This window comes from Streptomyces niveus, from assembly GCF_001723055.1.
GTDB lineage: Bacteria > Actinomycetota > Actinomycetes > Streptomycetales > Streptomycetaceae > Streptomyces > Streptomyces niveus.
The window spans coordinates 1-25,068 of record NZ_MDCR01000307.1 but is presented as its reverse complement, the minus strand read 5'-3'; the positions used below and the strand labels follow the sequence as shown (position 1 = coordinate 25,068).

The 25,068-nt window shown below is 69.7% G+C and carries 30 protein-coding genes; 20 read left to right on the top strand and 10 right to left on the bottom strand.

What is annotated here, in order from left to right; all coding sequences use genetic code 11:
• The first annotated feature begins 41 nt into the window (after positions 1 to 41).
• The 8 genes from BHU15_RS29690 (at position 42) to BHU15_RS29660 (ending at position 7,018) form a co-directional block, all read left to right on the top strand.
• Positions 42 to 686, top strand: coding sequence for an HAD family hydrolase (locus BHU15_RS29690; protein ID WP_069629980.1), 645 nt, complete (start codon positions 42 to 44; stop codon positions 684 to 686).
• A 41-nt stretch (positions 687 to 727) separates the two neighbouring features.
• Positions 728 to 1,978: an MFS transporter gene (locus BHU15_RS29685; RefSeq protein ID WP_079128458.1), complete on the top strand. Its 1,251-nt coding sequence runs from the start codon at positions 728 to 730 to the stop codon at positions 1,976 to 1,978.
• Positions 1,947 to 3,119: an acetoin utilization protein AcuC gene (locus BHU15_RS29680; RefSeq protein ID WP_069629979.1), complete on the top strand. Its 1,173-nt coding sequence runs from the start codon at positions 1,947 to 1,949 to the stop codon at positions 3,117 to 3,119. The genes BHU15_RS29685 and BHU15_RS29680 overlap by 32 nt, the downstream gene beginning before the upstream one ends.
• Before the next feature lie 100 nt (positions 3,120 to 3,219).
• Positions 3,220 to 4,035, top strand: coding sequence for a phosphatase (locus tag BHU15_RS29675; RefSeq protein WP_023539537.1), 816 nt, complete (start codon positions 3,220 to 3,222; stop codon positions 4,033 to 4,035).
• Between the two features lie 128 nt (positions 4,036 to 4,163).
• Complete coding sequence (locus BHU15_RS29670) at positions 4,164 to 4,376, top strand: helix-turn-helix domain-containing protein (RefSeq protein WP_014046653.1); 213 nt, start codon at positions 4,164 to 4,166, stop codon at positions 4,374 to 4,376.
• 110 nt (positions 4,377 to 4,486) lie between these two features.
• Positions 4,487 to 4,585, top strand: coding sequence for a 30S ribosomal protein bS22 (locus tag BHU15_RS38700; protein ID WP_003948845.1), 99 nt, complete (start codon positions 4,487 to 4,489; stop codon positions 4,583 to 4,585).
• 257 nt (positions 4,586 to 4,842) lie between these two features.
• On the top strand, positions 4,843 to 5,880 hold the full coding sequence (locus BHU15_RS29665) for an NAD-dependent epimerase/dehydratase family protein (RefSeq protein WP_069629978.1): 1,038 nt from the start codon (positions 4,843 to 4,845) through the stop codon (positions 5,878 to 5,880).
• A gap of 1 nt (position 5,881) precedes the next feature.
• Positions 5,882 to 7,018, top strand: coding sequence for a lysophospholipid acyltransferase family protein (locus BHU15_RS29660; protein ID WP_069629977.1), 1,137 nt, complete (start codon positions 5,882 to 5,884; stop codon positions 7,016 to 7,018).
• Positions 7,019 to 7,085: 67 nt separating this feature from the next.
• Here BHU15_RS29660 and BHU15_RS29655 read toward each other — a convergent pair whose 3' ends face one another.
• The 3 genes from BHU15_RS29655 to BHU15_RS29645 all read right to left on the bottom strand — a co-directional run bounded on the left by BHU15_RS29655 (position 7,086) and on the right by BHU15_RS29645 (position 10,525).
• Positions 7,086 to 8,300: a DUF5667 domain-containing protein gene (locus BHU15_RS29655; protein ID WP_069629976.1), complete on the bottom strand. Its 1,215-nt coding sequence runs from the start codon at positions 8,298 to 8,300 to the stop codon at positions 7,086 to 7,088.
• A gap of 203 nt (positions 8,301 to 8,503) precedes the next feature.
• Positions 8,504 to 9,301 (bottom strand): ECF subfamily RNA polymerase sigma factor, BldN family, encoded by a 798-nt coding sequence (locus BHU15_RS29650; RefSeq protein ID WP_031230135.1) that lies wholly within the window; start codon positions 9,299 to 9,301, stop codon positions 8,504 to 8,506.
• A 279-nt stretch (positions 9,302 to 9,580) separates the two neighbouring features.
• Positions 9,581 to 10,525, bottom strand: a complete 945-nt coding sequence (locus BHU15_RS29645; protein WP_023539532.1) for an HAD family hydrolase — start codon at positions 10,523 to 10,525, stop codon at positions 9,581 to 9,583.
• Positions 10,526 to 10,663: 138 nt separating this feature from the next.
• Here BHU15_RS29645 and BHU15_RS29640 point away from each other — a divergent pair, with 138 nt between their 5' ends.
• The 6 genes from BHU15_RS29640 (at position 10,664) to hemB (ending at position 17,265) form a co-directional block, all read left to right on the top strand.
• Complete coding sequence (locus BHU15_RS29640) at positions 10,664 to 10,942, top strand: glutaredoxin family protein (RefSeq protein WP_069629982.1); 279 nt, start codon at positions 10,664 to 10,666, stop codon at positions 10,940 to 10,942.
• Between the two features lie 324 nt (positions 10,943 to 11,266).
• The gene (locus BHU15_RS29635; RefSeq protein WP_069629975.1) at positions 11,267 to 12,031 is read left to right on the top strand and encodes a redox-sensing transcriptional repressor Rex; all 765 of its coding nucleotides are present in this window, start codon (positions 11,267 to 11,269) and stop codon (positions 12,029 to 12,031) included.
• Positions 12,028 to 13,419, top strand: a complete 1,392-nt coding sequence (locus BHU15_RS29630) for a glutamyl-tRNA reductase (protein ID WP_069629974.1) — start codon at positions 12,028 to 12,030, stop codon at positions 13,417 to 13,419. The genes BHU15_RS29635 and BHU15_RS29630 overlap by 4 nt, the downstream gene beginning before the upstream one ends.
• The gene (gene hemC, locus BHU15_RS29625) at positions 13,416 to 14,384 is read left to right on the top strand and encodes a hydroxymethylbilane synthase (protein WP_069629973.1); all 969 of its coding nucleotides are present in this window, start codon (positions 13,416 to 13,418) and stop codon (positions 14,382 to 14,384) included. Before BHU15_RS29630 ends, hemC begins: the two co-directional genes overlap by 4 nt.
• Positions 14,381 to 16,036 carry a bifunctional uroporphyrinogen-III C-methyltransferase/uroporphyrinogen-III synthase gene (locus BHU15_RS29620; RefSeq protein ID WP_031230132.1) on the top strand — a complete coding sequence of 552 codons (1,656 nt, stop codon included), beginning with the start codon at positions 14,381 to 14,383 and terminating at the stop codon, positions 16,034 to 16,036. Before hemC ends, BHU15_RS29620 begins: the two co-directional genes overlap by 4 nt.
• Positions 16,037 to 16,275: 239 nt before the next feature.
• Positions 16,276 to 17,265: a porphobilinogen synthase gene (hemB, locus tag BHU15_RS29615; RefSeq protein WP_069629972.1), complete on the top strand. Its 990-nt coding sequence runs from the start codon at positions 16,276 to 16,278 to the stop codon at positions 17,263 to 17,265.
• A gap of 39 nt (positions 17,266 to 17,304) precedes the next feature.
• On the opposite strand, the gene BHU15_RS29610 is transcribed toward hemB, so the two are convergent.
• Entirely contained in the window at positions 17,305 to 18,000 is a 696-nt protein-coding gene (locus BHU15_RS29610; protein ID WP_069629971.1) for a DUF4232 domain-containing protein, read from the bottom strand.
• A gap of 32 nt (positions 18,001 to 18,032) precedes the next feature.
• On the opposite strand from BHU15_RS29610, the gene BHU15_RS40455 reads away from it, so the two are divergent.
• The 4 genes from BHU15_RS40455 (at position 18,033) to BHU15_RS29600 (ending at position 20,759) form a co-directional block, all read left to right on the top strand.
• Positions 18,033 to 18,206 (top strand): hypothetical protein, encoded by a 174-nt coding sequence (locus BHU15_RS40455; RefSeq protein WP_167756272.1) that lies wholly within the window; start codon positions 18,033 to 18,035, stop codon positions 18,204 to 18,206.
• 111 nt (positions 18,207 to 18,317) lie between these two features.
• Positions 18,318 to 19,610 carry a helix-turn-helix domain-containing protein gene (locus BHU15_RS29605; RefSeq protein WP_069629970.1) on the top strand — a complete coding sequence of 431 codons (1,293 nt, stop codon included), beginning with the start codon at positions 18,318 to 18,320 and terminating at the stop codon, positions 19,608 to 19,610.
• A gap of 77 nt (positions 19,611 to 19,687) precedes the next feature.
• Positions 19,688 to 19,810, top strand: coding sequence for a hypothetical protein (locus tag BHU15_RS41645; protein WP_255293245.1), 123 nt, complete (start codon positions 19,688 to 19,690; stop codon positions 19,808 to 19,810).
• Positions 19,811 to 20,093: 283 nt separating this feature from the next.
• A complete protein-coding gene (locus BHU15_RS29600; protein ID WP_069629981.1) occupies positions 20,094 to 20,759 on the top strand; it encodes a DUF4232 domain-containing protein in 666 nt (221 codons plus the stop codon).
• 14 nt (positions 20,760 to 20,773) lie between these two features.
• On the opposite strand, the gene BHU15_RS29595 is transcribed toward BHU15_RS29600, so the two are convergent.
• From BHU15_RS29595 to BHU15_RS29585, 3 genes are all read right to left on the bottom strand, one after another.
• A complete protein-coding gene (locus BHU15_RS29595; protein WP_069629969.1) occupies positions 20,774 to 21,046 on the bottom strand; it encodes a hypothetical protein in 273 nt (90 codons plus the stop codon).
• Positions 21,047 to 21,184: 138 nt separating this feature from the next.
• Positions 21,185 to 21,424, bottom strand: coding sequence for a DUF397 domain-containing protein (locus tag BHU15_RS29590; RefSeq protein ID WP_069629968.1), 240 nt, complete (start codon positions 21,422 to 21,424; stop codon positions 21,185 to 21,187).
• The gene (locus BHU15_RS29585; RefSeq protein ID WP_069629967.1) at positions 21,408 to 22,247 is read right to left on the bottom strand and encodes a helix-turn-helix domain-containing protein; all 840 of its coding nucleotides are present in this window, start codon (positions 22,245 to 22,247) and stop codon (positions 21,408 to 21,410) included. Before BHU15_RS29585 ends, BHU15_RS29590 begins: the two co-directional genes overlap by 17 nt.
• A gap of 113 nt (positions 22,248 to 22,360) precedes the next feature.
• Here BHU15_RS29585 and BHU15_RS29580 point away from each other — a divergent pair, with 113 nt between their 5' ends.
• Both BHU15_RS29580 and BHU15_RS29575 read left to right on the top strand, forming a co-directional pair.
• The gene (locus BHU15_RS29580; protein WP_069629966.1) at positions 22,361 to 22,762 is read left to right on the top strand and encodes an ATP-binding protein; all 402 of its coding nucleotides are present in this window, start codon (positions 22,361 to 22,363) and stop codon (positions 22,760 to 22,762) included.
• Positions 22,763 to 22,811: 49 nt separating this feature from the next.
• Positions 22,812 to 23,222: a hypothetical protein gene (locus BHU15_RS29575; RefSeq protein ID WP_069629965.1), complete on the top strand. Its 411-nt coding sequence runs from the start codon at positions 22,812 to 22,814 to the stop codon at positions 23,220 to 23,222.
• 12 nt (positions 23,223 to 23,234) lie between these two features.
• On the opposite strand, the gene BHU15_RS29570 is transcribed toward BHU15_RS29575, so the two are convergent.
• The 3 genes from BHU15_RS29570 to BHU15_RS40450 form a co-directional block, all read right to left on the bottom strand.
• Positions 23,235 to 24,017: a DUF4253 domain-containing protein gene (locus BHU15_RS29570; RefSeq protein WP_069629964.1), complete on the bottom strand. Its 783-nt coding sequence runs from the start codon at positions 24,015 to 24,017 to the stop codon at positions 23,235 to 23,237.
• Positions 24,018 to 24,152: 135 nt separating this feature from the next.
• Positions 24,153 to 24,515 (bottom strand): hypothetical protein, encoded by a 363-nt coding sequence (locus tag BHU15_RS29565; RefSeq protein WP_069629963.1) that lies wholly within the window; start codon positions 24,513 to 24,515, stop codon positions 24,153 to 24,155.
• Between the two features lie 199 nt (positions 24,516 to 24,714).
• A partial coding sequence (locus BHU15_RS40450; RefSeq protein WP_069629962.1) for an imine reductase family protein occupies positions 24,715 to 25,068 on the bottom strand: 354 nt, incomplete at its 5' end.

The window sequence follows — 25,068 nt, the reverse complement described above, 5'->3', positions numbered from 1 at the left end:
TGAGGCATTTCTGCGTTCAGGGGGCGTTTACAGTCGGCCGTATGAGCTACGAACTGGTCATCTTCGACAACGACGGCGTCCTCGTCGACAGCGAGCCCCTTTCCAACACCATTCTCGCCGGCTATCTCACCGAACTCGGTCATCCCACCACCTACGAGGATTCCCTCCGCGACTACATGGGCGCCGCCGTCCACCGGGTGCACGATCTCGTACGGGAGAGAACCGGGCAGCAGCTGCCGGACGACTTCGACGACACCCTCCACCGCCGCGTGTTCGCCGCGTTCGAGCGGGAGCTGGAGCCCGTGGCAGGGGTGGTCGAGGTGCTGGAGAAGTTGCGGGCCGACGGGCGGCCGTACTGCGTCGCGTCGTCCGGGAGCCATGAGCGGATCCGGGTGGGGCACCGTAAGACCGGCCTGGACCGGTGGTTCGAGCCCGGGATCGTCTTCAGCGCGCAGGACGTCGGGCGGGGAAAGCCGGCGCCCGATCTCTTCCTGCACGCGGCCGAGCGGATGGGTGTCTCTCCCGCGCGGTGCGTCGTCGTCGAGGACAGCCCGCTCGGGGTGGCCGCCGCGCGGGCGGCCGGGATGGACGTGTACGCGTTCACCGCGATGACCCCGGCCGGGAAACTGCCGCGCGCCACCGCGTACTTCTCCTCCATGGCCGAGCTACCGGAACTGCTCGGATGATCCATATCTCCCTTTAGCGCGGAGCTATACGCTCTGCGGCCATGGAAGCCTCGAAGATACGGCCGGTCGGTACAGACACTCGGTTGAGACACGGGCGGGTGTCCCTAGCGCTGAGCTTCTTCGTGCAGGGGGTGGTCTTCGCCCTCGTCGTCACGCGGATTCCCGCGATCCAGGACCGGTACGGGATATCCGACGCCCTGCTGCCGGCGTTCCTCGCGGCCGTGCCGATTCTCGCCGGTGCGGGCAGCGTCCTCACCGGGAAGATCGTCGCGCGCGTGCGGCCCAGCCTCGTGCCGCGGTGGGCCCAGCCGCTCCTGCTGTTCGCTCTCCTCGGCGTTGGCGTCGGTGACCAGCTGTGGCAACTCGCTCTCGCCCTCTGCGCGTTCGGGCTGTCCGGCGGTGCGCTCGACGCGTCGATGAACATGCTGGGCGTGCGCCTTCAGCGGGCGTACGGGCGCAGCATCATGCTCGGCTTCCACGCCACGTTCAGCCTCGGAGGCATCGCCGGGGCCTCGCTCGCCTGGGCCGGCGCCCACTGGGACCTGTCCCTGCTGGCGTCGTATCTGCCGGTCGTCGTCGTGCTGCTGCCGGCCGTGCTCATCGGGAGCCGCTGGTCCACTGACGCTGACACGGACACGGACACGGACAGCGAGAAGCCCGACCCCGTCCGTACCGGGAAACCTGAAGGAAGCAGCGTCACCTTCAAGGCGCTCCTGCCGCTCTGCCTCATCATGACCTTCGCCTACATCGGCGACTCCACCGTCTCCAACTGGAGCGCCAAGTACCTCCAGGACATCCTGGGCAGCTCCGACGAGCTCGCCACCCTCCCGTACAACGCCTACATGGTGACCACCCTCATCGGCCGCGCGGCCGGCGACTTCGGGGTGCGGCGCTTCGGGCCCGTCGCCGTCGTGCGGTTCGGGGCGGTGCTCGCCGCCGCCGGGTTCGCGGTGGTCGCGATGGCGCCCGGCCCGTGGGTGGGAGTCCTGGGGTTCGCCATTCTCGGGTTCGGTCTCTGTGTCGTCGTGCCGCAGTGCTTCGCCGCCGCCGGGAGGCTGTTCCCGAACGCCAGCGACGCGGCCGTCGCCCGGCTGAACATCTCCAACTACGTGGGCTTCCTGGTCGGCTCGCCGCTCGTCGGTGCCCTCGGTGACGCGTGGAGCTACCGGGGCGCGATGCTCGTCCCGATGCTGATGATCCTCGTGACGCTCGTGTACGCCCGCTCGTTCGCGGACGGGAGTGCCCGATACGGTGGCGTGCATGACCGGTCGCGCGCAGCTGATGTGGGATGACGCCGTAACGGGATACAACTTCGGGTCGAGCCACCCGATGGACCCGGTGCGCCTGTCACTGACCAGGGAGCTCGTACGCGCGTACGGGCTCGACAGCAAGGTCGACGTGATCTCCGCGCGGTCCGCCGGGGATTCCACGCTGAGACTCGTCCACCACTCCGACTACATCGACGCGGTACGGCGCTGCTCGGCCGATCCGAGGTCCGCGGACGGTTCGTACGGCATCGGGACCGTCGACGATCCGGCGTTCGCCGGGATGCACGAGGCGTCCGCGCTGATCGCCGGGCAGTCGGTCGGCGCGGCCGAGGCGGTGTGGCGCGGTGAGACGAGCCACGCCGTGAACTTCGCCGGCGGACTGCACCACGCGATGCCGGGCTCGGCCTCGGGCTTCTGCGTCTACAACGACGCGTCGCTCGCCATCGCGAGGCTCCTGGAGCTGGGCGCGGAGCGCGTCGCGTACGTGGACGTCGACGTGCACCACGGGGACGGCGTCCAGGCGGCGTTCTGGGACGACCCGCGCGTGCTGACGATCTCGCTGCACGAGCACCCCCGCACGCTCTTCCCGCAGACCGGCTGGCCCGAGGAGACGGGCGAGGGCGCGGGCGAGGGCTGCGCGGTCAATCTGCCGCTGCCCGCCGGGACCGGTGACGAGGGCTGGCTCCGGGCCTTCCACTCCGTCGTGCCCGAGCTGCTGGCGGACTTCAGGCCGCAGGCGCTGGTGACTCAGCACGGGGCCGATACGCACTTCGAGGACCCGCTGGCGCATCTCGCGGTGTCGCTGGACGCGCAGCGCGCCGTGCAGGCGTCCTGTCACGACCTCGCGCACGATTACGTCGACCAGGGCCGCTGGGTGGCGCTCGGCGGCGGCGGGTATTCGGTGGTGGATGTCGTGCCGCGGTCCTGGACCCATCTGGTGTCGATCGCGGCGCACGCGCCGATCGACCCGGCGTCGGTGGTGCCGGAAGAGTGGCGGAACGAGGTTTTCGCCCGTACGCGTGAGTCCGCGCCGCGCCGGATGACGGACGGGCGTACGCCGAACTGGCGGTCGTGGGACGAGGGTTACGACCCGGCGGACCGGCTGGACCAGGCGATCCTCGCGACCCGCAAGGCGTCGTTCCCGCTGCGCGGGCTGCTGGCCTGACCGCGACGGCCGCGCCCCGGCCCGTGCGCCGTTACGCCAACTGTGCGGTCCCTCAACGGTTTTGGCCCCCCGGTCACCCCCGTACGGGAGCATCGGGGCTGTGCTGAGTACCGGAACTCTACGGGCCCACCTGCTCGCCGCCAGACTGGCCGGCCCGGTGGCCACCACACGGGAGCAGAGCCTGCGCAGCTACCGGCTCTTCGCCGCCCGTGATCCGCGCGCCACGCTGGGGCTCAGCCCCGAACGTGCCTGGTGCGAGCGGGACTTGCTGCGGCTCATGGCCGACCGGTGCGGGGTCTCGGGGGATCCGGCGCATGTCCTGGGCGGTGATGTCATCGACCCCGAACGGACGTTGAGCAGCCTCGACGCCTTCGCCGAGCGGCTGGGCGCCGCCGCCGGGCGGCGGGCTCCCGTGTTGTTCGGGACCGGGCATCCGCACCGGCTGATCGGCTTCTACGCGGGGTTGGCAGACGCTTTGTCGGCGGCGGGGTGTCTCGTACTCACCCCGGCGAAGGGGCGATGTATCGACATAACGACCCGGTTCGGCGTACGCACCTACCGTCTCGACTACGTACGAGGAGTTGCGTTGGTGCGGGAATCCGAAGTGTCGCGCGCGGGGAGTGAAACCGGCGCGCACAGCCATTCCCCCCTCCCTGTTCGGGTCGCTCTGGACAGTGCGGCGGCGGCCGGCGGGCCGCTGCCCGAGCTGGTCGTCGGGGACCACGGATGGGTCTGCGGGGCAGGTCAGTTGGGCATTGAGGCCATCGGTCTCGCCGACACCGACGACCCGGCGCTCTTCGTCGGGGAGGCGGAGGGGCGGGTGTCCGTCGTGGTTCCGGTTGATGACGGTGTGCGGTCCGATTACTACCGTCCACTGACGCGCTATGTACTCAATCGAGCGTGTCTGTCACAGTAGGCGACCATGTGCTGCTCCTCTTCCCCACTCGTACCACCCGCCCCTAGGCTGGGGAGTGAGCGCACAACGACGAAGAGTCACCGGAGGGGAAGCCGGGGGCCGTCGGGTGCGGAAGGTACAGGTGGGTCATGGCTGCTGGCAGCGAGAGGCCTCTCAACGAGGTCAAGTTCCTTACCGTGGCGGAAGTCGCCTCGGTGATGCGAGTGTCGAAGATGACCGTGTATCGATTGGTGCACAGTGGTCATCTGCCGGCGATCCGGGTGGGCAGGTCTTTCCGGGTTCCGGAGCAAGCGGTGCACGAGTATCTCCGCGAGTCTTTCGTGGGGGTCGAATCCGCCTGAGATTTCCCTCGGATTACGTCCCTCACTCGGCGACGGGTAGGCTGGGCCAACGTAGGTCGTGTGGGCCCAGACGCCCCGCACCGAGTGAAGAGAAGTGAGCGAGGGTAGTCGTGGGCTCTGTTATCAAGAAGCGGCGTAAGCGGATGGCCAAGAAGAAGCACCGCAAGCTGCTCAAGCGCACCCGCGTTCAGCGTCGTAACAAGAAGTAAGCGACAGCTGTACGTGACATCGCGGCCCTTCCACCACACCGGTGGGAGGGCCGCGGTGCGTTCCGGCCCGCGATACGTGGCCCGCCATACGCGGCTCGCGTTAAGCGTCGGTTCGGGTCGGTTCAGGTCAAAGATTCGCGAAGGTGCGGAGAACTGCCCCGCGACGCGGTCGCACGGCTGTGGCGACCCGCTACGGTGACGGCGGAGGCAAGCAATGTGCTTGCGCCAGACATCAAATTCAGGGGAAGGCGCTGATCTTGGGCAAGGTCGTGCTCGTGACCGGAGTGGCCCGCCAGCTCGGCAGCCGTCTCGTACGGAGAATCCTGCGCGACTCCGAGGTGGATCGGGTCATCGGCGTGGACGCCGTCACTCCCGAGCACAGTCTCGGCGGTGCCGATTTCGTACGGGCGGACATCCGCCAGCCCGCCATAGCGCGCGTCCTGGCCGAGCATTCCGTCGACACGGTCGTGCACATGGACGTGACGGGCACACCGCTCGGCGCCGGCGGCCGGACGGCAGTGAAAGAGACGAACGTCATCGGCACCATGCAACTCCTCGGTGCCTGCCAGAAGTCGCCGTCCGTCGAGCGCCTGGTCGTCAAGTCGAGTACGAGTGTGTACGGCGCCGCGCCCCGCGACCCGGCCGTCTTCACCGAGAACACCCCGCCCAAGTCGCTGCCCAGTGGCGGCTTCGCGAAGGACGCGGTGGAGGTCGAGGGGTACGTACGCGGCTTCGCGCGCCGCCGGCCCGACGTCGCCGTGTGCGTGCTGCGCTTCGCGAACATCCTCGGGCCCGCCGCCGATTCGCCGCTCGCCGAGTATCTGGCACTGCCCGTGCTGCCGACGGTCTTCGGCTACGACCCCCGGCTCCAGTTCGTCCACGAGGACGACGTCATCGACGTCCTGCGGATCGCCCTGCACGAGCCCCGGCGCGGCACGCTCAACAGCGGGACCTTCAACATCGCCGGGGACGGCGTGCTGTCGCTCTCGCAGTGCTCGCGGCGCCTGGGCAGGCCCACGGTGCCCGTGCTGCTGCCGGCCGTCACCTGGGTCGGCTCCGCGCTGCGCACGCTCGGAGTGACGGACTTCTCGCCGGAGCAGATCCGGCTGCTGACCCACGGCAGGGTCGTCAGTACGGATCAGATGCGCGAGACACTGGGGTTCGTACCCACGTACACGACGGCGGAGGCCTTCACGGACTTCGCACGTAGCAGGGGTGCCGGACTGTTGCCGCCGGAGGCTGTCGCCGACGCGGTCGACCGGTTCGCCACCCTCGTCAGCAAGGAGCGCATCTGACATGGCCGATGCCAAGGTGATCCCCTTCGGCGAAGAGCCCCGGTCACGGCGCGCGGGGAGGCGCGCACAGGGACGCGGCAGCAAGTCGTCCTCAGCCGCGGCCTCGTCCGCCGCTTCGTCGGCGTCCGAGCCCGCGTCCCCGTCACCGTCACCGTCCGAGCCCCCGTCCGGGCCGGGCCCCGGCCGGCACTCGCTCGCGTCCGTTCCCGAACAACCGGACGCGGTCGAGGACAGGATGGCCGGCGAGAAGCACGGGCCGAACGACGCGCACGCGCCCGAGGCGCCACGACCTGGTGACAGCTCCTGGGACCGGCGGCTCGCCGAAGGGCTCGCCTTTCTGCGCCGCCGCGTCACCGGGGACTACGAGGTCGACGAGTTCGGGTACGACAAGGAACTCACCGACCAGGTCCTGATGTCGTTGATCCGCCCGCTCTACGAGAACTACTTCCGCGTCGAGGTGAAGGGCATCGAGAACATCCCCTCGGACGGCGGTGCCCTGGTGGTCTCCAACCACTCGGGCACCCTCCCGCTCGACGGGCTGATGATGCAGGTCGCCGTCCACGACAACCACCCCGCCGGCCGCCATCTGCGGCTGCTCGCCGCCGACCTGGTGTTCATGCTGCCGGTCGTCAACGAGCTGGCGCGCAAGGCCGGTCACACCCTGGCCTGCGCGGAGGACGCGGAGCGGCTGCTCGAACGCGGCGAGATCGTCGGCGTGATGCCGGAGGGCTTCAAGGGGCTCGGGAAGCCCTTCGGCGAGCGCTACAAGCTTCAGCGTTTCGGCCGGGGCGGTTTCGTCTCGACGGCGCTGCGGCACGGTGTGCCGATCGTGCCGTGCTCGATCGTCGGGGCGGAGGAGATCTACCCGATGATCGGCAACTCCAAGACGCTGGCGCGGCTGCTGGGATTCCCGTACTTCCCGATCACCCCGACGTTCCCGTGGCTCGGGCCGCTGGGCGCGCTGCCGCTGCCGACGAAGTGGACGATCCAGTTCGGCGAGCCGATCCCCACGGACGGCTATCCGCCGGAGGCGGCCGAGGATCCGATGCTGATGTTCAACCTGACCGATCAGGTACGGGAGCAGATCCAGCACACCCTGTACAAGCTGCTCGTACAGCGCCGCTCGGTCTTCTTCTGACCGCATGAGTGCATGAGAGAGGCGAGGGCCATCGGCCCTCGCCTCTCTCATCTTCACTCGACCACGCTCAGTCCGCGTTCTCCGTGTCGATGCCCAGCCCCGGCAGCAGCCCGGGAAGCAGCGGCGGGAGTGTGACGTCCGGCGCCGGCGGGATGCCGCCCTGGCCGGGCGCCGACGGAAGGTCGCTGCCCGACGGCGGGTTGAGCAGATCGCCTGCGTCGCCCGGCAGCAGCCCGTCGTTCTCCGAGGTTCCGGGCTTCGACGGGCTTGGCTTCTCCGCGCTGTCCTGGCTCCCCTTGTCGGGGGCCGGCTTCGACGGCGACGGGCTGTTGTCCCTGCCGTCCGAGCCGTTGGACTCCTTGGTGGTGCCGCCGGGATCCTGCGAGTGCCCTCCCTTGTCGGGAGTGCGGGGCAGCAGCGCCTGCAACGGGGCGACGTCTTCGTCTATGGCGTCGAACACCAGGTTGACCTGGCTTCCGACGTCGTTCAGCTGCGGCGGCAGCCGGTCCCGCAGGCCGTTCCAGATGGCGCGGTGCGACTCCGAGAACGAGGAGAGCGTCGCGATCGATTTGATCTTGCCGTCCTTCTCGTACGCCTGTTGCAGCAGCCGGTGGCCCTCGGTGGCGTCGTGATTCATACCGTTGAGCGCCCGGCGGATCTCGCCGAGCGATTCATGGTCCAGCGTGCCGGAGCGGCCACGCTCCAGCAGCCGGCGGGCTTCGTTCAGCCGGGTCGAGGCATGGTCCAGGTAGAGCGCGCCGCGGTCGGCGTCCTCGTCGGCCATGCCGAGCTTGAAGTCCTCCATGCCACGCTTCAGCCCGTACAGCGAATCACCGGGCAGGGCGTCGGAACTGGCGGCGGCCACTCCGCCGAAGGCCCCCGCGGCCACACCGACGGTGAGTCCGCCGGCCGCGAGCCCTTTCGACCAGCGGGATCTGGGGCGGAGCTTGCGGAGCGGGGACGCCCGGTGGGCTCCCCTCCCTGATGTCCGCCGCTGCTCGGGCACCGTGGCGCCCGTGGATGTGGCTCCGCCTGCCGTGCCCTCCAGCAGCATGGCCTCCATGGCTGCCACGAGCTGGGCTCGTTGCACCACTTTGACCTCGGGGTCCAGCGTGGGTCTCGGTAGCTCACCGAGGCCCGTCGCCAGGGCCAACAGCCGCCCCTGCTCAGTCGTTTCGGGCGACGCGGCGGGCTCTTCCCCCGCCGCTCCCTGGGTTGTCCGGTCTTCCAGGGCCTGGGCGAAGGCGTTCGCCCGCCGGTGTGCCGAGACATTCGCGATCACTGGCGGCACCTCCTCTCGTCATGACGATCGACTCCCCTGGGGGTTCGGAAGGTTGCACGCCTTGAGCGCATCCACAGGGAGCCTGCATCCCGCACAACGAGCGTCGCGGCACTTGGGTTACGCGCGAAAGATGATCGGACCAGTGCGTCATCGGGGCGTCACTGTAGGTGAGTTGAACGGTACGCCGGACCGGCGGCCGGCCGTCAGCGGGCGTCCTCCGGGAGCAGCCGCGCCAGCGTGCGCACGGCCCGGTACTGCAAGGTTTTGATCGCTCCTTCGTTCTTGCCCATGACTCGTGCCGTCTCGGCGACCGACAGCCCTTGCAGGAAGCGCAGGGTCACGCACTCCTGCTGCTGGGGGTTGAGTTTCCGTACGGCTTCGAGCAGCGCGGCGTTCGAGAGGGACTCGAGGACGGAGTCCTCCGGGCTGCGCTCGACCTCGTTGGCGTCGAGCATCTCGCCGGTGGTCACTTCCAGTCGGAACCGGCTCGACTTGAAGTGGTCGGCGACCAGATTGCGGGCGATCGTGACCAGCCAGGCGCCGAAGTCGCGGCCCTGCCAGGTGAACGTGGAGATACGCCGCAGGGCGCGCAGGAAGGTCTCACTGGTGAGGTCCTCCGCGGTCGCCTTGCCGCCCACGCGGTAGTAGATGTAGCGGTAGACGGTGTCGCTGTACTGGTCGTACAGCCTGCCGAACGCTTCGGCCTCGCCGGCCTGGGCGCGCTCGACCAGCTCCATCATGCGGGCGCTGTCGCTGTCCGCCGTGGGGCGGCGGACAGGGGTGGAGGCGGCGGAGGTGCTGCTTCGGCTTCCCCGTCTGCCGACCGCCGCACCGCCGTTCGCCAGGGCATAGCAAGGACCAATCGGGCCGCTCACGGCAGGGGCCGCGGCGGCGTATGCGGGGACGGCGTACGCGGTGGGGACGAAGCCGCGCAAGCGGTCGATGACCGATGCGCGCAGCGTAGCCAGGCCCGAGGCGTCAACCCCGACGTGTGGGTACACGGGACTCCCAGAGGCAGAGCTTCCATCACGTTCAGTGCGGGACCTTTCACTCGTCGTGGCGACGTGTGGGGTCCGGTATGCGTCTGAGGAGAATAACGCTTCGTACAGGCAGCACTACACCCAGTTGCTCAAATCATCGATTACGTCGCTTCTGTTACGCCTATACGGCGAATCAAGTAGCACATCGTGAGCGCAAATTGATCGATTGACGTCACGATGTGTCAACCGGCGTGATCTGTTGTGCCTGAGTGTTGTGTCCGAGTGCTGTGCCGCGGCGCGTCAGCGGCGGCGGCGGTGCAGTGCCACCGCGGCGGCCGTGCCGCCCGCCAGCGCGCCGACCCCGGCCGCGGCCGGGATGCCGACCTTGGCCGCCTTGCGGCCCGTCCGGTAGTCACGCAGCCGCCACTCGCGGTCCTTGGCGTGCTTGCGGAGCTTGGTGTCCGGGTTGATCGCGTACGGATGTCCGACCAGCGACAGCATCGGGATGTCGTTGTGCGAGTCGCTGTACGCCGCGCAGCGCTCCAGGTGGAAGCCCTCGGCCGCGGCCAGTGCCCGTACCGCCTCGGCCTTCGCCGGACCGTGCAGCGGCTCGCCGACGAGCTTGCCGGTGTAGACGCCGTCGATCGACTCGGCGACCGTGCCGAGCGCGCCGGTCAGCCCGAGGCGCCGGGCGATGATCGTGGCGGTCTCGACGGGCGCGGCGGTCACCAGCCAGACCTGCTGCCCGGCGTCGAGGTGCGCCTGGGCGAGGGTGCGGGTGCCGGGCCAGATGCGGTCGGCCATGTACTCGTCGTAGATCTCCTCGCCGATGGACATCAGCTCGGCGACCCGGTGGCCCTTGACGATGGACAGCGCGCTGTCCCGCGCGTCCTGCATGTGCTGCGGGTCCTCGACGCCGGCGAGCCGGAACCAGGCCTGCTGCCAGGCGAACCTGGCCAGTTCGCGGCGCTGGAAGAACTTCCGCTTGTACAGCCCGCGGCCGAAGTGGAAGATCGCGGCGCCCTGCATGACGGTGTTGTCCAGGTCGAAGAACGCCGCGGCGCGCGCGTCCCCGAAGACGGGGAAGTCGGGCACGGCCGGGTCGGCGATGCCGGTCGGTGCCGCGCCGACGCCGTCGATCTCCTGCGACGACTTCAGTCCTGCCTCTGCTGCGGCCTCACCCGCGAGCACGCTCCGTGCTGTCGCGGAGCGCTTACGGGGGGTGAGCCATCCCAGTGCGGCCATAGCGTGAGCATAGTCAGTCTGTTCGGTACTTCCGGACTCGCCGGGGTGCCGTCGGTGTGAACTCTCCGAGAAGGTGGCGGGGAGAGGGGCCGGCGGGAGGTCGACAGGGCGGTCGGGGGACGACGGAGAATGGACGCCATGAGCCCTCTTCTGCGTCGTACGAAGAAGAAACCCGCCGCCGAGCGCGTGGTGACACTCGTCTCCAAACCCGGCTGTCATCTCTGTGACGACGCGCGCGCCGTCGTGGCCTCGGTGTGCGCCGAGACCGGGGCGTTGTGGGAGGAGAAGGACATCACGGTGGACGAAGAGCTGCACCGCGCCTACTGGGAGCAAATTCCGGTGGTGCTCGTGGACGGCGAACAGCACACCTTCTGGCGGGTGGACGCCGATCGTCTCCGCAAGGAACTGGGGACCTGACAGAAAGACGGTTACGATCGTGGGCGCTTTGCCGAGCTTTTTCCGTCAGGGCCGGGACGACCGGCCGGCGGCGGGCGCGGACGGAGCGGTCTCGGGGGCGTGGTCATGAGGAGTTGTGCTGTTTTGCCCCCATCATGGGTTCAACGGGGCGGTGCGGTCGGGGGTTCCAAGATCCCTCGTTCGGGTCGCGTGACCCCGGTCACTTTGCACGGACAAAGCGGACACAATCTTTGTGCACGCGTTCACAAAGGCATAACCTGCACACGACGGGGCGGTCTTAGGACATACGGCCGCCTGCAGCCCCGCTCATCCCGCAGGAGCACCGTGGCAACTGGCCGAACTCACCGACCGGCGACCCGTAGCCGAGGAATCCCCGAGGCCACGGTCGCCCGGCTTCCGCTGTATCTGCGGGCGCTCACCGCACTCTCCGAGCGCTCCGTACCCACTGTGTCGTCCGAGGAACTCGCCGTGGCCGCCGGGGTCAACTCCGCGAAGCTGCGCAAGGACTTCTCGTATCTCGGCTCCTACGGAACGCGCGGTGTCGGGTACGACGTGGAGTACCTCGTCTACCAGATCTCCCGTGAACTCGGCCTCACCCAGGACTGGCCCGTCGTCATCGTCGGCATCGGCAACCTCGGCGCCGCGCTGGCCAATTACGGCGGATTCGCCTCCCGCGGCTTCCGTGTCGCCGCGCTGATCGACGCCGACCCCGAGATGGCCGGCAAGCCGGTCGCCGGAATGCCCGTCCAGCACACGGACGAGCTGGAGCGGATCATCAGCGACAACGGCGTCTCCATCGGGGTCATCGCGACCCCGGCGGGCGGTGCCCAGCAGGTCTGCGAGCGTCTCGTCGCCGCCGGGGTGACCTCGATCCTCAACTTCGCGCCGACCGTGCTGACCGTGCCGGACGGTGTGGACGTACGGAAGGTCGACCTCTCGATCGAGCTCCAGATCCTGGCCTTCCACGAGCAGCGCAAGGCTGGTGAGGAAGCCGCAGCCGCCGAGGCCGGCACCCCGCCGCCGATACGCTCCACCGCCGCGAGCCGGAAGGGACCCGACGGGGAAGTCCCCGCCGTGATGCCGGCATGAGTCTTCTGGTCATCGGTCTGAGCCACCGCAGCGCGCCCGTGAGCGTGCTGGACCGGGCCTCGCTGTCCCCGGACGCCCGGATCAAGCTCCTCCAGGACGCCCTCGCCGCCGAGCCGGCGGCCGAGGCGGCCGTCCTCGCGACGTGCAACCGGGTCGAGCTGTACGCGGACGTGGACAAGTTCCACGCGGGCGTCGCCGAGCTGTCCACGCTCCTCGCCCGGCACAGCGGCGTCGGCCTCGAAGAGCTGACCCCCTATCTCTACGTGCACTACGAGGACCGCGCCGTCCACCATCTCTTCTCGGTGGCGTGCGGACTGGACTCGATGGTCGTCGGCGAGGGCCAGATCCTCGGCCAGATCAAGGACGCGCTCGCGGGCGGCCAGGAGCTGCACACCGCGGGACGCCTCCTCAACGACCTCTTCCAGCAGGCGCTGCGCGTCGGCAAGCGCGCCCACAGCGAGACCGGGATCGACCGGGCCGGACAGTCGCTCGTCACCTTCGGACTCCAGCAGCTCGCCGACGGCGCGGACGTCCCCGGCTGGGCCGCGGGCCGGCGGGCGCTGGTGATCGGCGCCGGGTCGATGTCCTCGCTCGCCGCCGCGACACTCGCGCGCGCCGGGGTCGCCGAGATCGTCGTCGCCAACCGCACCGCCGCGCGCGCCGAGCGGCTGGTGGAGATCCTGACCGAGCCCGGCGGTACGGGAGTCGGGGCCCGCGCCGTCGACATGGGCGCCGTGGACGGTGAGTTGACACGTGCCGACATCGTCGTCTCCTGCACCGGCGCCACCGGTCTCGTCCTGACCGCCGACGCCGTCGAGAGGGCCCTGGCCGGTGGCCGGGACCTCGCACTCCTCGACCTCGCGATGCCCCGTGACATCGACGCGGCGGTCCACCGGATCGCCGGCGCCCGGCTGATCGACATCGAGTCGCTGGCCGAGGCGTCCGCCGACGCCCCGATGGCCGCCGACGTGGACGCGGTCAAGCGCATCGTCACCGACGAGGTCGCGGCCTTCGGCGCCGCCCAGCGCGCCGCCCACATCACCCCGACCGTGGTCGCGCTGCGCGCCATGGCCGCCGACGTCGTGACCAACGAGATCACGCGGCTCGAAGGCCGGCTCCCCGGCCTCGACGAGCGCCAGCGCGCCGAGATCACACAGGCCGTACGCCGCGTCGTCGACAAGCTGCTGCACGCCCCGACCGTGCGCGTGAAGCAGCTCGCCGGTGAGCCCGGCGGCGCCGGTTACGCGGACGCGCTGCGCGAACTCTTCGACCTCGATCCGCAGGCGGTCGCCTCCGTCAGTCGGGCGGACCGGGGCGAGGCAGCGGCCGACCGGCACGAGGCCGACGGCCGGAGCGCGGTCGACGTCAAGAACCGAGGGCGAGTATGACCGAGAAGACACTGAGACTCGGGACCAGGCGCAGCAGGCTCGCCATGGCCCAGTCCCGCCAAGTGGCCGACGCCGTACAGGAGTTGACCGGCCGGGCCGTGGAGCTGGTGGCGATCACCACGTACGGCGACACCTCCCGTGAGCAGCTGTCCCAGATCGGCGGCACCGGCGTCTTCGTCACCGCCCTGCGTGACGCGCTGCTGTGCGGCGACGTCGACTTCGCCGTCCACTCGCTCAAGGACCTGCCCACGGCCCAGCCCGAGAACCTGACGCTGGCTGCCGTACCGCGCCGTGAGGACCCCAGGGACGTGCTCATCGCACGCGACGGGCTGACCCTCGACCGGCTGCCGCACGGCGCCAGGATCGGTACGGGCTCCCCCCGGCGTACGGCGCAGCTCAACGCGCACGCCCGGAGCCACGGGCTGCTCATAGAGACCGTGCCGATACGCGGGAACATCGACACCCGTATCGGCTACGTCCACGGCGGTGAGCTCGACGCGGTCGTGCTGGCCGCCGCGGGTATCAACCGCCTCGGCAGGACGGCCGAGGTGACCGACTTCCTGTCGGTCGACTCGGTCCTGCCGGCCCCCGGCCAGGGGGCGCTCGCCGTCGAATGCGTGGCTTCCGATCCGGAACTCGCCGCCGCACTCGCCGGCCTCGACGATCCGCACACGCGGATCGCCGTCACCGCGGAACGTTCCCTGCTCGCCGCCCTGGAGGCCGGTTGCAGCGCACCTGTGGGTGCGCTGGCCGACCTGCTGGGCGACGGACAGGACGCGCGATTTGTCAACGAACTGCGCCTGCGTGGCGTCGTCGGCACGACCGACGGCTCGACGCTCGTGCAGTTGTCCATCACCGGTCCCGTACCCACGTCGCACGGCGACGCCGTCGCGCTCGGTCGCGAACTCGCGTCCGAGATGCTCGCCAAGGGTGCGGCCGGTCTTATGGGGGAGCGAGCACTTTGAGCCCCATCGCCGACCATCCGGCCGTCTACGCCTCAGGGCACGTCACCTTCCTCGGTGCCGGACCCGGGGATCCGGGTCTGCTGACACTCCGCGCCGTCGAGGCGCTCGCGGGGGCGGAGGTACTGATCGCCGAGCCTGATGTGCTCGCTCTCGTACGCGCCCATGCGCGTACGGGTGTGAGCACGCCTGAGCTGACGATTGTTGACGATGCGTCAACAGCCGCTGGTATCCCCGCGATCAGGGATGCCGTCAATCTTGTCATGGAGGCCGCGCGCGGCGGCAAGCGGGTCGTCCGTGCGGTGACCGGGGATCCCGGTCTCGACGGCGACACCGGCGCCGAGATGCTGGCGTGCGCCGCCGCGGGCATTCCCTTCGAGGTGGTGCCCGGTATCGCCGCCGCCGTGGGGGTCCCCGCCTACGCGGGTGTGCCGCTGCGCGACGCGCAGGGCACGGACGTCCGCTTCGTCGACAGCCGTACTGCCGGCGAGCGCTGCTGGACCGAACTCGGCGCCAGTGACGGCACGGTGGTCGTCTCGGCGACCCTCGACACCGTCGCCGCGACCGCCGGGGAGTTCGTTGCCGCGGGCCGCAAGCCCGACACGCCGATGACGGTCACCGTCGCCGGTACGACGACGCGCCAGCGCACCTGGTCCGCGACGCTCGGCACGATCGCGCTGACCCTGAAGCAGGCGAAGGTCCTGCCGTCGGCGGCCGGGCACCAGCCGGTCATAGCCGTGGTCGGGGAGCGCAGCGCGCCCGCGCAACGTGACCAGCTCGCGTGGTTCGAGTCGAAGCAGCTGTTCGGCTGGAAGGTGCTCGTCCCGCGTACGAAGGAGCAGGCCGCCTCGCTCTCCGACCAGCTTCGCTCGTACGGCGCCGTACCGCACGAGGTCCCGACCATCGCGGTCGAACCCCCGCGTACGCCCCAGCAGATGGAGCGCGCGGTCAAGGGGCTCGTCACCGGTCGCTACGAGTGGATCGCCTTCACGTCGGTCAACGCGGTGAAGGCCGTCCGGGAGAAGTTCGAGGAGTACGGGCTCGACGCCCGTGCCTTCGCCGGGATCAAGGTCGCCGCGGTCGGCGAGCAGACCGCCGCCGCGCTGGTCGACTTCGGCGTCAAGCCGGACCTGGTGCCCAGCGGTGAGCAGTCCGCCGCCGGTCTCCTGGAGGACTGGCCGCCGTACGACCCGGTCTTCGACCCGATCGACCGGGTGTTCCTGCCGCGCGCCGACATCGCCACGGAGACGCTGGTCGCCGGGCTGATCGAGCTGGGCTGGGAGGTGGACGACGTCACGGCCTACCGGACCGTGCGCGCGTCGCCGCCGCCCGCCGAGACGCGTGAGGCCATCAAGGGCGGCGGCTTCGACGCGGTGATGTTCACCTCGTCGTCCACCGTGCGGAATCTGGTCGGTATCGCGGGCAAGCCGCACAACGTCACCGTCATCGCCTGTATCGGCCCGGCGACCGCCAAGACGGCGGAGGAGCACGGGCTGCGGGTGGACGTGCTGTCGCCGGAGCCCTCGGTGCACAAGCTCGCCGAGGCGCTGGCCGCGTTCGGCGCGCAGCGCCGGGAGGCGGCGCGGGAGGCCGGAGAAACGGTCACCCGGCCGAGCGAGCGGCGACCGGGGTCGAGGCGGCGGCGTACCACGTAGGGGGTGTCTTGCCGATCAGGCCGGATCAGGGAGCGGGGTCTGGTGCCGTGGATCGCAAGGCGGAGGAGGGAGGCATGGCGGAGCCATGCCGACCGACGACAACGCGGCGAGGCGCGGTGCCAGGGACCGCGAGCCCGGCGGGGTCGGCAAGAGGCCCCCTGGGGGTTTGTGGGGCACCCGTCCACGCGGCGTAGCGTGGACGGGGACGACAGCCCTTTCGGACCATGAGGCGACTCACCATGACTGTGTACGGTTCCTTCCCCGGTGCCCGGCCCCGTCGGCTGCGGACGACCCCCGCCATGCGGCGCCTGGTCGCCGAGACGCGGCTGCACCCGGCCGATCTGATCCTGCCCGCGTTCGTGCGGGAGGGGATCGGCGAGCCGGTGGCCATCTCGGCCATGCCCGGGGTCGTGCAGCACAGCCTGGACTCGCTGCGGAAGGCGGCCGTCGAGGCCGTGGCCGCGGGCATCTGCGGGATCATGCTGTACGGGGTGCCCGAGGACGCGAAGAAAGACGCGCTCGGCACGGCCGGCACCGACCCGGACGGAATCCTCCAGGTGGCGATCCGGGCGGTTCGCGAGGAGGTCGGTGACGACCTGGTGATCATGTCCGACCTCTGTCTGGACGAGTACACCGATCACGGCCACTGCGGGGTCCTCGACGCCGACGGGCGCGTCGACAACGACGCGACGCTGGAGCGGTACGCGGAGATGGCCCAGGTCCAGGCCGACGCGGGCGCCCATGTGCTGGGCACCAGCGGGATGATGGACGGCCAGGTCGGGGTGGCCCGGGACGCGCTGGACACCATCGGCAAGGAGGACGTGGGCGTCCTGGCGTACGCGGTGAAGTACTCGTCCGCGTTCTACGGCCCGTTCCGCGAGGCGGTCGGCTCGTCGCTGACGGGTGACCGCAAGACGTACCAGCAGGACCCGGCCAACGTGCGGGAGTCCATGCGGGAGTTGGCGCTCGACCTCGAAGAGGGCGCCGACATGGTGATGGTGAAGCCGGCCGGTCCGTATCTGGACGTGCTGGCGAAGGTGGCCGCCGAGGTGGCCGTGCCCGTCGCCGCGTACCAGATCAGTGGTGAGTACGCGATGATCGAGGCGGCGGCGGAGAAGGGCTGGATCGACCGCGAGAAGGCGATCCTGGAGAGCCTGACCGGCATCAAGCGGGCCGGCGCGCAGATGATCCTCACGTACTGGGCGACGGAGGTCGCGCGGGGGCTGTGAGGCGCCCCCGCGCGAGTGGTTCGGACCGGTCCGGCTCGGCTACCAGATGAGGGCGTCCGCCATGGTCGACTGCCAGTAGGAGACCGACGTGGTGTCGGAGACCATCGTCCCCTTCGGGAGGGTGAGGTTCGCGGGCGAGCCCACCGAGCCCTGGTTCGAGCGGCCCGCGAAGTGGACGCTGAGCTTGTACGCCGCGATGTCCGGGGAGCCGTCGCCGCCCAGGGAGATCGAGGCGTAGGCCGACTCGCCGGGCGCCAGGGTGACGACCGCCTGCGGCTTGCTGTCCTCGTTGATCTGGGTGACGGCCTGGGCCTCGTCGAAGCCGAGGAGAGGCGCGTAGTAGGCGTCGCAGTTGGTCTTGCCGGTGTTGGTCGCGGTCACCAGCAGGTGGTTGATGGGCCGGGTGACGTCGGTGACGGTGACCTTGGTGTTGCCCCCGGTGCAGGTGGTGCGGGCGTTGCTCTTGTCGCCGGGCTTGTCGGCGCTCTTGTTGCCGCTGGAGCCCTTGCCGCTGTTGTTGCTGCTGGCGGTCTGCGCGTTCTCGCCGGTGGAGTCCTGGGGCTTCTCGGTCGCCTCGTCCTTCGGCGTGGAGCTGGACGCCGTGGATGCCGTCGTGGTGTCGGGCTTCGAGGCGGCGTCGGCCGTGTCGCTCTGTCCGCAGGCAGTGAGGGCGAGCGCGGCCACGAGGGCGGTGGTCGCGGCGGTGGCGGCGGAGCGGAAACGAAGGTTACGCATGAGGTCTGTCTCCCGTTGTGGTGGTGCGTTCAGTGGCGGTTGATGAGCACGAACAGCACGGCTGTGCAGGCGATGAGTACGCAGACGGCCACGGCATCGACGAGGTCGTCATGGTTCCGAGTGCGGATCGCTCCTCCTCGTTCGGCTGGTGCTGCACTCACCTTGCGGGGCGGCTGGAACTGGCCGCAATCGGCAAGGGACAATGAGGGAAGCTGGAACGCTGAGACGGCTGTGACCTGCGGGAACAGGGTTTCCCTGGGACGCGTTCCTGGAACGGCCGCGCACCTGTGGCAGATGCATCTGGAGGGGAACCCCGAGTGGCGACCACCGAGGCCAAGGCTTTCGCCGAGCTGCTCACCGAGTTGAAGGACCGCTCGGGACAGAGCTACGGCGCGCTCGCCGCGAAGCTCCATGTCAGTACGTCCACGCTCCACCGGTACTGCAACGGGGACGCCGTGCCCGCCGAGTTCTCGGCGGCGGAGCGGTTCGGGCGGCTGTGCGGGGCGAAGGGCGAGGAGTTCGTGGAGCTGCACCGGCGGTGGATCCTCGCGGACGAGGCGCGACGGCGCTCCCGGTCGGCGCCGGCCGCCCCTGTCGAGGTCCCCTCCGAGGAGGCGGCTCCTGATGCCCCGGAGGCCGAGCCCGCCGTCGTCGCCGAGCCCGAAGCCGTGGCCGAGCCCGCCACGACGACCCCGCGACGCAGGAAGCGTCTCTACATCACCCTCGCCGCGGCGGCGGTCGTCGCGGCCGTCGCCGTACCGGCCGTCATCTTCGGACCACTGAACGATCGGTCCACCGACCGCTCGTCCGTGGCCTCCGAGGTCCCGGGCGGCGGTGCGTCGAAGTCGGCCCCGTCGTCCTCCTCTCCCTCCGCGTCACCGTCCCCCGACAAGTCGCCCTCGTCCAAGGCCTCTCCGTCGGACCGGGCGACTCCCACGGGCAAGGGGAGCGGGGGCGGCGAGGCCGGGGGCGGAAAGGGAGTGGTCGCCGGGGTTCCGGTGAAGGTGAGCACCAAGCCGTACGCCTACGAAAGCCCGTGCTCCCAGCACTACCTCGTCGACCGCCCCGCGTCAGAGGTTCCCCCGCCTCCCAACGAGCCGGACGCGCCCGGCTGGGTCGCCGCGTTCGGCGCGGTCTCCAGCGGAAGCCAGTTCATCGAACTGGCCATTCAGGGCACCGGCAGCGAGACCGTCGTCCTCAAAGGGCTGAACGTCCGCGTGGTGTCGAGCGACGAGCCCCTCGCCTGGAACGACTTCGCCACGGGCGTCGGCTGCGGCGGCAACGTGACGACCAGGGCGTTCTCCGTCGACCTGGACGCGGGCCGCCCCAGCGTCACGACGCAGGGCGGCCAGCGGGACTTCCCGTACTCGGTCAACGAGTCCGACCCCGAGGTCTTCCAGATCAGCGCGAACGCCTCGGCGCGCTACGTGAATTGGTATCTGGAGCTGGAGTGGTCCAGCGGCGGCCGGGAGGGCGTCCTGCGGGTGGACGACCACGGGCAGCCGTTCCGTACGAGCGGGTCCGAGGGGCGTCCGTCGTTCCAGTATCTGCTCGGGGGCGACTCGAAGTGGGAGCCGGCGCCCGTGGAGGACCCGGACCAGTACCCGTAGGGAGCCTTCCTGTACGGCGGTGGCGACGATCTCCTTGATTCGGCAATGATGGGCCGCCGCCAGGTGTGTGGTGGGTCGTGGCCGGTATCGCGGAGGCCCTGTTGTCGGTCCACGGCGCGCAGTCGGTGCACCGGGACCTGAAGCCGGCGAATGTGCTGGCAGCGATCGAGGGCTTCGGCAGCCCGACGTCCGGATCCTGACACCTTGCATGTGGTGAACCAGCTCGCCCGCTACACGGCGGAGGCCGAGGCTCAGTGACACGGATTTCCGCGAGCGGACCTGGCCCCCTCACCTCCCACCAGGTCTCGCCGGTGGGCGAAATGCCCCTTTAGCTGGGGCTGTTGCAGATCCAGTGCCGTTTTTCTGGAACCCGTCCGCTGAAACGGAACCCGGACATTCACAGGATCATTTGAAGATCGACCCCGCCCTAGTGTCGTCGGTGTCAGCAGGAAACACCGCAACCGACAGCCACTGGAGATCATGATGCGTTCGCGTCTCGCCGCCCGTTCCGCCCGTCTCGTCCTGGCCGGCCTGGCTGTGGCGGCCCTCGCCGCCACCACCACCGCGTGTGGCCCCGAAGAGGTCACGGACAGCGGCAGCTCCCCGGCGCCCTCCGTCGTCGCCACGGACGGGAGCGACAAGAGCGACGACTCGGCCGGTGACAAGTCCTCGGCGGGTGGCTCCGACTCCAGCGGCTCCAACGACACTTCCGACTCCGCAGGTGGCGACAAGAGCGGTTACGGGCAGGTCTGTGGCGCCAACGACCTGGACTTCACGGTCACTTCGGAGTCCCAGGCCGGCGGCTACTACCTCGTCGCCGCCAAGGCCAAGTCCGGGATCACGTGCACCCTGGAGGAGAACACCCCCGTCGTGTCCTTCGGTTCGGACGCCGAGAACTTCGCCTCCCCCGTCGGGCAGGGCGGCGCGGACCCCATCAAGCTGAGCGGCTCCGCCGTGGCGTACACCGGTATCAGTCCCAAGACCACCAACAGCGACGGTGGCGTGGAGTTCGAGAACGTCATCCTCTCCACCACCGAAGGGGACCCCAACCCCGCCGAGATTCAGCTCCCCGACACCGCCACCGTTGACAAGCCGATCGTCACCAACTGGTCCACGGACTCTGCCGAGACCGTCCCCGTCATCGTCTGACGTGCGGGACCGTCTCAGACGGCCTCGGCCGGCTCGGGTGCCTCTGCCGCCTCCGGCGCTTCGGGTGCTTCCGGTGCTTCCGCGCCCTCGGTCATGTGCGTCTCGCCGAACACCGTCGCGTGTTCCAGGACGTCCTCCGCCGGGTCGTCGATCTGGCCGATCGACAGCAGCGTGAAACCGCCGTTGTGCGAGTTCGTGTGGGTCTCGTCCGCGGCGGCGTGGGTGGTCGGAAGTACGGTGGCCAGCACCGCCGCGCCCAGGACGGTGAGGGTGTAGGTGGCTTTCATCTGGTCGTGTCCCGTCTGATTGTCGTGCTCCTCGTTCTCCGGTCTGTTATGGCGTGGATACCGCTCAAAGGACACGGCCGATGGCATATGTCGGGGCGGCATTCACTTGACCGGCGCAGCCGCGCAATTGCGCGACGGTCAGCGCGCGATGTCCGAGGTGAACGCGCCCCAGGCGGCGGGCGTGAGAGTGAGCACGGGGCCGTCGGTGACCTTGGAGTCCCGGACGTGCACGGCGGCGGGGTGTGCGGCGACCTCGACGCAGTTACCGCCCTGCTCGGTGCTGTAGCTCGACTTGTGCCAGTCGTAAGCCACTTCGAGGCATTCGCCGCCTTCGCTGCCGCTGTAGCTGGACTTGAACCACTCAAGTGCCGTCTTCATCGCTCTCCCCTAGCAGCCGGTCCAACAGGCCCTTGGTTTCCTCTGTGTTGAGGGCCTGCGTCCGCAGCATCGCATACTTCTGAGCGAGGATGCTGACCTCGTCCGGGTCGGACACCAGCTGGCTGCCGCGCTGGGTTTCGGAGTAGGCGAGGTGCTGATGTTCGGGCGTTTCCAGCAGGATGAAGGGGCCGTCCAGCGCTGCGTGTGTCTGACGTGCGAGCGGCATTACCTGAAGCGTGATGCCAGGGAGATCAGCACAGGTGCGGAGATGACGGAGCGTTTCGCGGTAGACCTCTGGACCGCCGAGCTGGCCCAAGACGATCGCCTCAGAGAGGATGAAGCTGGCCGTCGGTGGCACTTTTCGGTGCAGGATCTCCTGACGTTCCAGCCGGTTGGCGACGCGAGTATTGATCTCGTCCTCGCTGAAGACGGGCACCCTGCTTCGGATGACTGCTTGCGCGTAGTTCTCTGTCTGGAGCAGACCCGGCAGAACTTGGTTCGCGAAGAAGGACATCGAGATCGCCTCGCGTTCCAGATCCATGTACTGCTCCGACCACGCCGGGTACCGGTCGATCTCAGGCATGTTCTCCACCGCCGTCGCCAACGCCCCCTTCGTGGAGAGCACTTGATCCAGCAGCGTTGCCAGATCAGGCTTGAGCGGTCGTCGGCCCTGCTCCACCGACGCGATCGTCTCCGTGTGTACGAGGGCGCGCTCGGCGAGTTGGCCTTGGGTCAGGCCCGCCACCTCCCGGAAGAGGGCGACCAGCGCGCCGACGAGCTTCATCGCCGACGCGTTCTTCCGCTGTCGTTTTCTGGTGTGCATGCTTGTCCAACTCCCCGTCCCCGCACGTACGTCACGCCTTCGGCGCCCGTACGGATTTTTTGTACGGGTTCGCGTACTGCACCAGCGTAATCACAGCCAGTGACAATCGCCGCGTGAATGAGACGAATCCACCCTCCGCCCAACGCGAGCGCTTCTACCGCCGCGAACGCCGATCCGTGCCCGCCGCCAGGCAGTTCGTCCGGGAGGCGGTGATCGACTGGGCGCTCTGCGACCGGATGGACGACGTACTGCTGTGCGTGAGCGAGCTGGCGACCAACGCTCTGGTGCACGGAGTTCCGCCGGGGCGCGGCTATCGGCTGCAGCTGCTGTTGCTCGCGGACGGGGTGTTCCGCATCGAGGTGCACGACAGCGGTGACGGGCGGCCGGGTGTCCGTGAGCCGTGCGGGGAGTCGGGGCGCGGGCTCATGCTGGTCGCCGCGCTCGCGGACAAGTGGGGGGTGGGGCGGCGCGATCCCGGCAAGGTGGTGTGGTGCGAGTTCGTGGTCGGAGGCTGAGGCCGGTTACCTGGTGGCGTCTCGCGGGCACGCTTCGTACCCTTGACGCATGGGCAAAGGCCAGCGTCCCCTCGCGATATTCACCGGTGCCGGACTGGCGGTCATTCTCTGGTTGCTGTTGTCGAGCCCGGACTCGGGCCGCAGCAGTTGGGAGTGTCGTCCGGCGCTCAACCTCAACTTGATCGACGACGGGTCCGGCCTCAGCGACTTCGAGGGCAGCCAGGCGGCCGTGGCGAAGGACTGGGACCGGCAGCTGGGCGCGCTGAACGTCTGCTCCTCGAAGCAGAACAACCGCCTGGCCGGCGCCCTGCTGCTGTCGCTGCCTACGGGCGTGGCAGCGAGCATGCTGATCGCGCGGCGCAGGGAAGCCCAGGCCGAGGAGTCGCCCCGGCGGCGCTGGGTCCCGCCGCAGTCCGTCGCCGACGAACAGAACAGGACCCAGGGCGACAAGGACCAGTGAGCGAGGGGCGGTTCAGTCCCACCAGAACGTCCAGGCGGGCTGGTTCAGCACTTGGTGCGCCGCGTACGCCGGGAGCGTCGGGTGGTGGCCCTGGTGGATGTTGTCCGGGCAGAACGCGAAGTGTTCAGCCGCGACCGCCTCCGCCTCCTCCTGGGTCGTCGGCGGGGCGGCCACCGAGACCACCAGTTGGTCGAAGGTGAGCGCGACCACCCGTATCCCGAACCGGTCCTCCCACGACCGCAGCACCGCGCAGAGCCGTGCCACGTCACCCTCGTGGTTTGTCGGGCCCAGCCAGCCGACGGCCGCCGGTATGTCCGCGCTGCGGCGGGCCGGGACCAGAGCCCCCCGCGCGCCGTGCAGCCAACTGCCCTCGTCCGTGAGGATGGAGGCGACCTCGGCCGCCTCCTTGTCCGGATCGGCGGACGACGACAGCGGGGCCGCCAGGCCCGGCCACTCGTCCTCCTCCGCCAGACCCTCCCAGGCCTCCGCGAGGACGTCCTCCGCATCGTGGTCCCCCGGATACGACGCCGACTCCGGGCTCAGCTCCCAGTCCTCCGGCCACTCCTTGCGGTGACCGCCGTGGACGAGCAGCGGATGCAGCCCGGCCCTGCGGGCGGGCAGCAGGTCGGCCCAGGCCCGGGGGGTCGCCGGCTCGTCCGCGTACCACAGAAGCGGTTCGTGCCAGGTGCCGTCGATCGTCGCGTCGACCAGCTTGCCGGGGGGCAGTTGGAGCCCGACCGACCGCCCCGAGGGGTCGTCGGCCAGGGCGGGCAGGGGGTTGGGGAGCGTCGCCATGCAGAGACCCTAAGGGCCGCCACTGACAAAGGGGTTCAGCTTGTGGAAGTGCCTGTTCGGTACCGGGTCAACAGGCACGCCCCGTTGCGGACCCGGGCGAACCCGGAGTCGCCACGGGGCGGCCGGAGAGGGTGCTCAGTTGAAGACCACGACGTCGGTGCGCATCGGCAGCGGGCTGCTCCAGCCGATGTTGATCTTGAAGGTCACCAGTCCGCCGCTGGGGGCGATGCTCGACACCTGGAAGGGCGCCGACCCGACGATCCGCCTCCCGTTGCCGTCGATCTCGGAGGCCGTGACGACGACTGTCGAGTCGACCCCGATGACGTTCCAGGGGAGCTGGAGGTTGAACGTCCCGTTCCCCGGGGTCCACGTCCACCACGCCCGCCACACGGCGCCGACGTTGCCGCCGATGGCTGCTGCTTCCCTGTCCCTGTCGGCGGCCGGTGAACTGCTCTCGATCCTCGGCGCGTTGGTGGCGGACGATGCGACTTCGGTCATGGCGGATTCCTCTCGCGTCGGAGAACCCCCGTGAGCTCTCCGGATACGTTGAGTGTCCGAGAGTGTGCGCAGCGTCACAATCACTCGTGCGAGTGACCCTCCGGCGCGTCGGCGTGACACCCGCGCGAACGCCGAATCACGGCGCGTAGGCGTCGCACCCGCGCGCACGGCAGCGGTGCGAACAGGTCCAGTACCTCAACTACTCACCCCGTGAGCCCGTACGCAGCAGGTCGGCGAGGCGCGACAGGCCGTCGGCCGCGTGGCCCTCGGCGATCGCGCGGTCCAGGAGGCCCTGGAGGGGAGCGAACAGCTCGCCGCTGACGCCCTGCGCGGCGAACGTGCTCAGGAGGTTCGGGAACGCCGCCTGGTTGACAGCCAGGCTCGACACGTCCGTCAGATGCTGCCCCGAGTCGATCGCCGCCGCCATCGCGGGCGCGGAGCCGAGCATCGCGCCCACCCACGGCACCAGCAGTTCCGAGAACTCGGTGGCCGCGATGGCCTCCGTACCGATGAGGGCGTACGCCTGGAGCACGCCCGCGAACATCCCGTACAT

What these genes read in the sequence shown, in the direction of transcription:
- BHU15_RS29585 (WP_069629967.1), bottom strand. Translation starts at nt 22,247, where the DNA reads ATGCACACCAGAAAACGACAGCGGAAGAACGCGTCGGCGATGAAGCTC.
- BHU15_RS29630 (WP_069629974.1), top strand. Translation starts at nt 12,028, where the DNA reads ATGAGTCTTCTGGTCATCGGTCTGAGCCACCGCAGCGCGCCCGTGAGC.
- hemC (WP_069629973.1), top strand. Translation starts at nt 13,416, where the DNA reads ATGACCGAGAAGACACTGAGACTCGGGACCAGGCGCAGCAGGCTCGCC.
- BHU15_RS29570 (WP_069629964.1), bottom strand. Translation starts at nt 24,017, where the DNA reads ATGGCGACGCTCCCCAACCCCCTGCCCGCCCTGGCCGACGACCCCTCG.
- BHU15_RS29595 (WP_069629969.1), bottom strand. Translation starts at nt 21,046, where the DNA reads ATGAAAGCCACCTACACCCTCACCGTCCTGGGCGCGGCGGTGCTGGCC.
- BHU15_RS29685 (WP_079128458.1), top strand. Translation starts at nt 728, where the DNA reads ATGGAAGCCTCGAAGATACGGCCGGTCGGTACAGACACTCGGTTGAGA.
- BHU15_RS29640 (WP_069629982.1), top strand. Translation starts at nt 10,664, where the DNA reads ATGAGCCCTCTTCTGCGTCGTACGAAGAAGAAACCCGCCGCCGAGCGC.
- BHU15_RS29610 (WP_069629971.1), bottom strand. Translation starts at nt 18,000, where the DNA reads ATGCGTAACCTTCGTTTCCGCTCCGCCGCCACCGCCGCGACCACCGCC.
- BHU15_RS29565 (WP_069629963.1), bottom strand. Translation starts at nt 24,515, where the DNA reads ATGACCGAAGTCGCATCGTCCGCCACCAACGCGCCGAGGATCGAGAGC.
- BHU15_RS29690 (WP_069629980.1), top strand. Translation starts at nt 42, where the DNA reads ATGAGCTACGAACTGGTCATCTTCGACAACGACGGCGTCCTCGTCGAC.
- BHU15_RS29670 (WP_014046653.1), top strand. Translation starts at nt 4,164, where the DNA reads ATGGCTGCTGGCAGCGAGAGGCCTCTCAACGAGGTCAAGTTCCTTACC.
- BHU15_RS29660 (WP_069629977.1), top strand. Translation starts at nt 5,882, where the DNA reads ATGGCCGATGCCAAGGTGATCCCCTTCGGCGAAGAGCCCCGGTCACGG.
- BHU15_RS29645 (WP_023539532.1), bottom strand. Translation starts at nt 10,525, where the DNA reads ATGGCCGCACTGGGATGGCTCACCCCCCGTAAGCGCTCCGCGACAGCA.
- BHU15_RS29590 (WP_069629968.1), bottom strand. Translation starts at nt 21,424, where the DNA reads ATGAAGACGGCACTTGAGTGGTTCAAGTCCAGCTACAGCGGCAGCGAA.
- BHU15_RS29680 (WP_069629979.1), top strand. Translation starts at nt 1,947, where the DNA reads ATGACCGGTCGCGCGCAGCTGATGTGGGATGACGCCGTAACGGGATAC.
- BHU15_RS29600 (WP_069629981.1), top strand. Translation starts at nt 20,094, where the DNA reads ATGCGTTCGCGTCTCGCCGCCCGTTCCGCCCGTCTCGTCCTGGCCGGC.
- hemB (WP_069629972.1), top strand. Translation starts at nt 16,276, where the DNA reads ATGACTGTGTACGGTTCCTTCCCCGGTGCCCGGCCCCGTCGGCTGCGG.
- BHU15_RS29575 (WP_069629965.1), top strand. Translation starts at nt 22,812, where the DNA reads ATGGGCAAAGGCCAGCGTCCCCTCGCGATATTCACCGGTGCCGGACTG.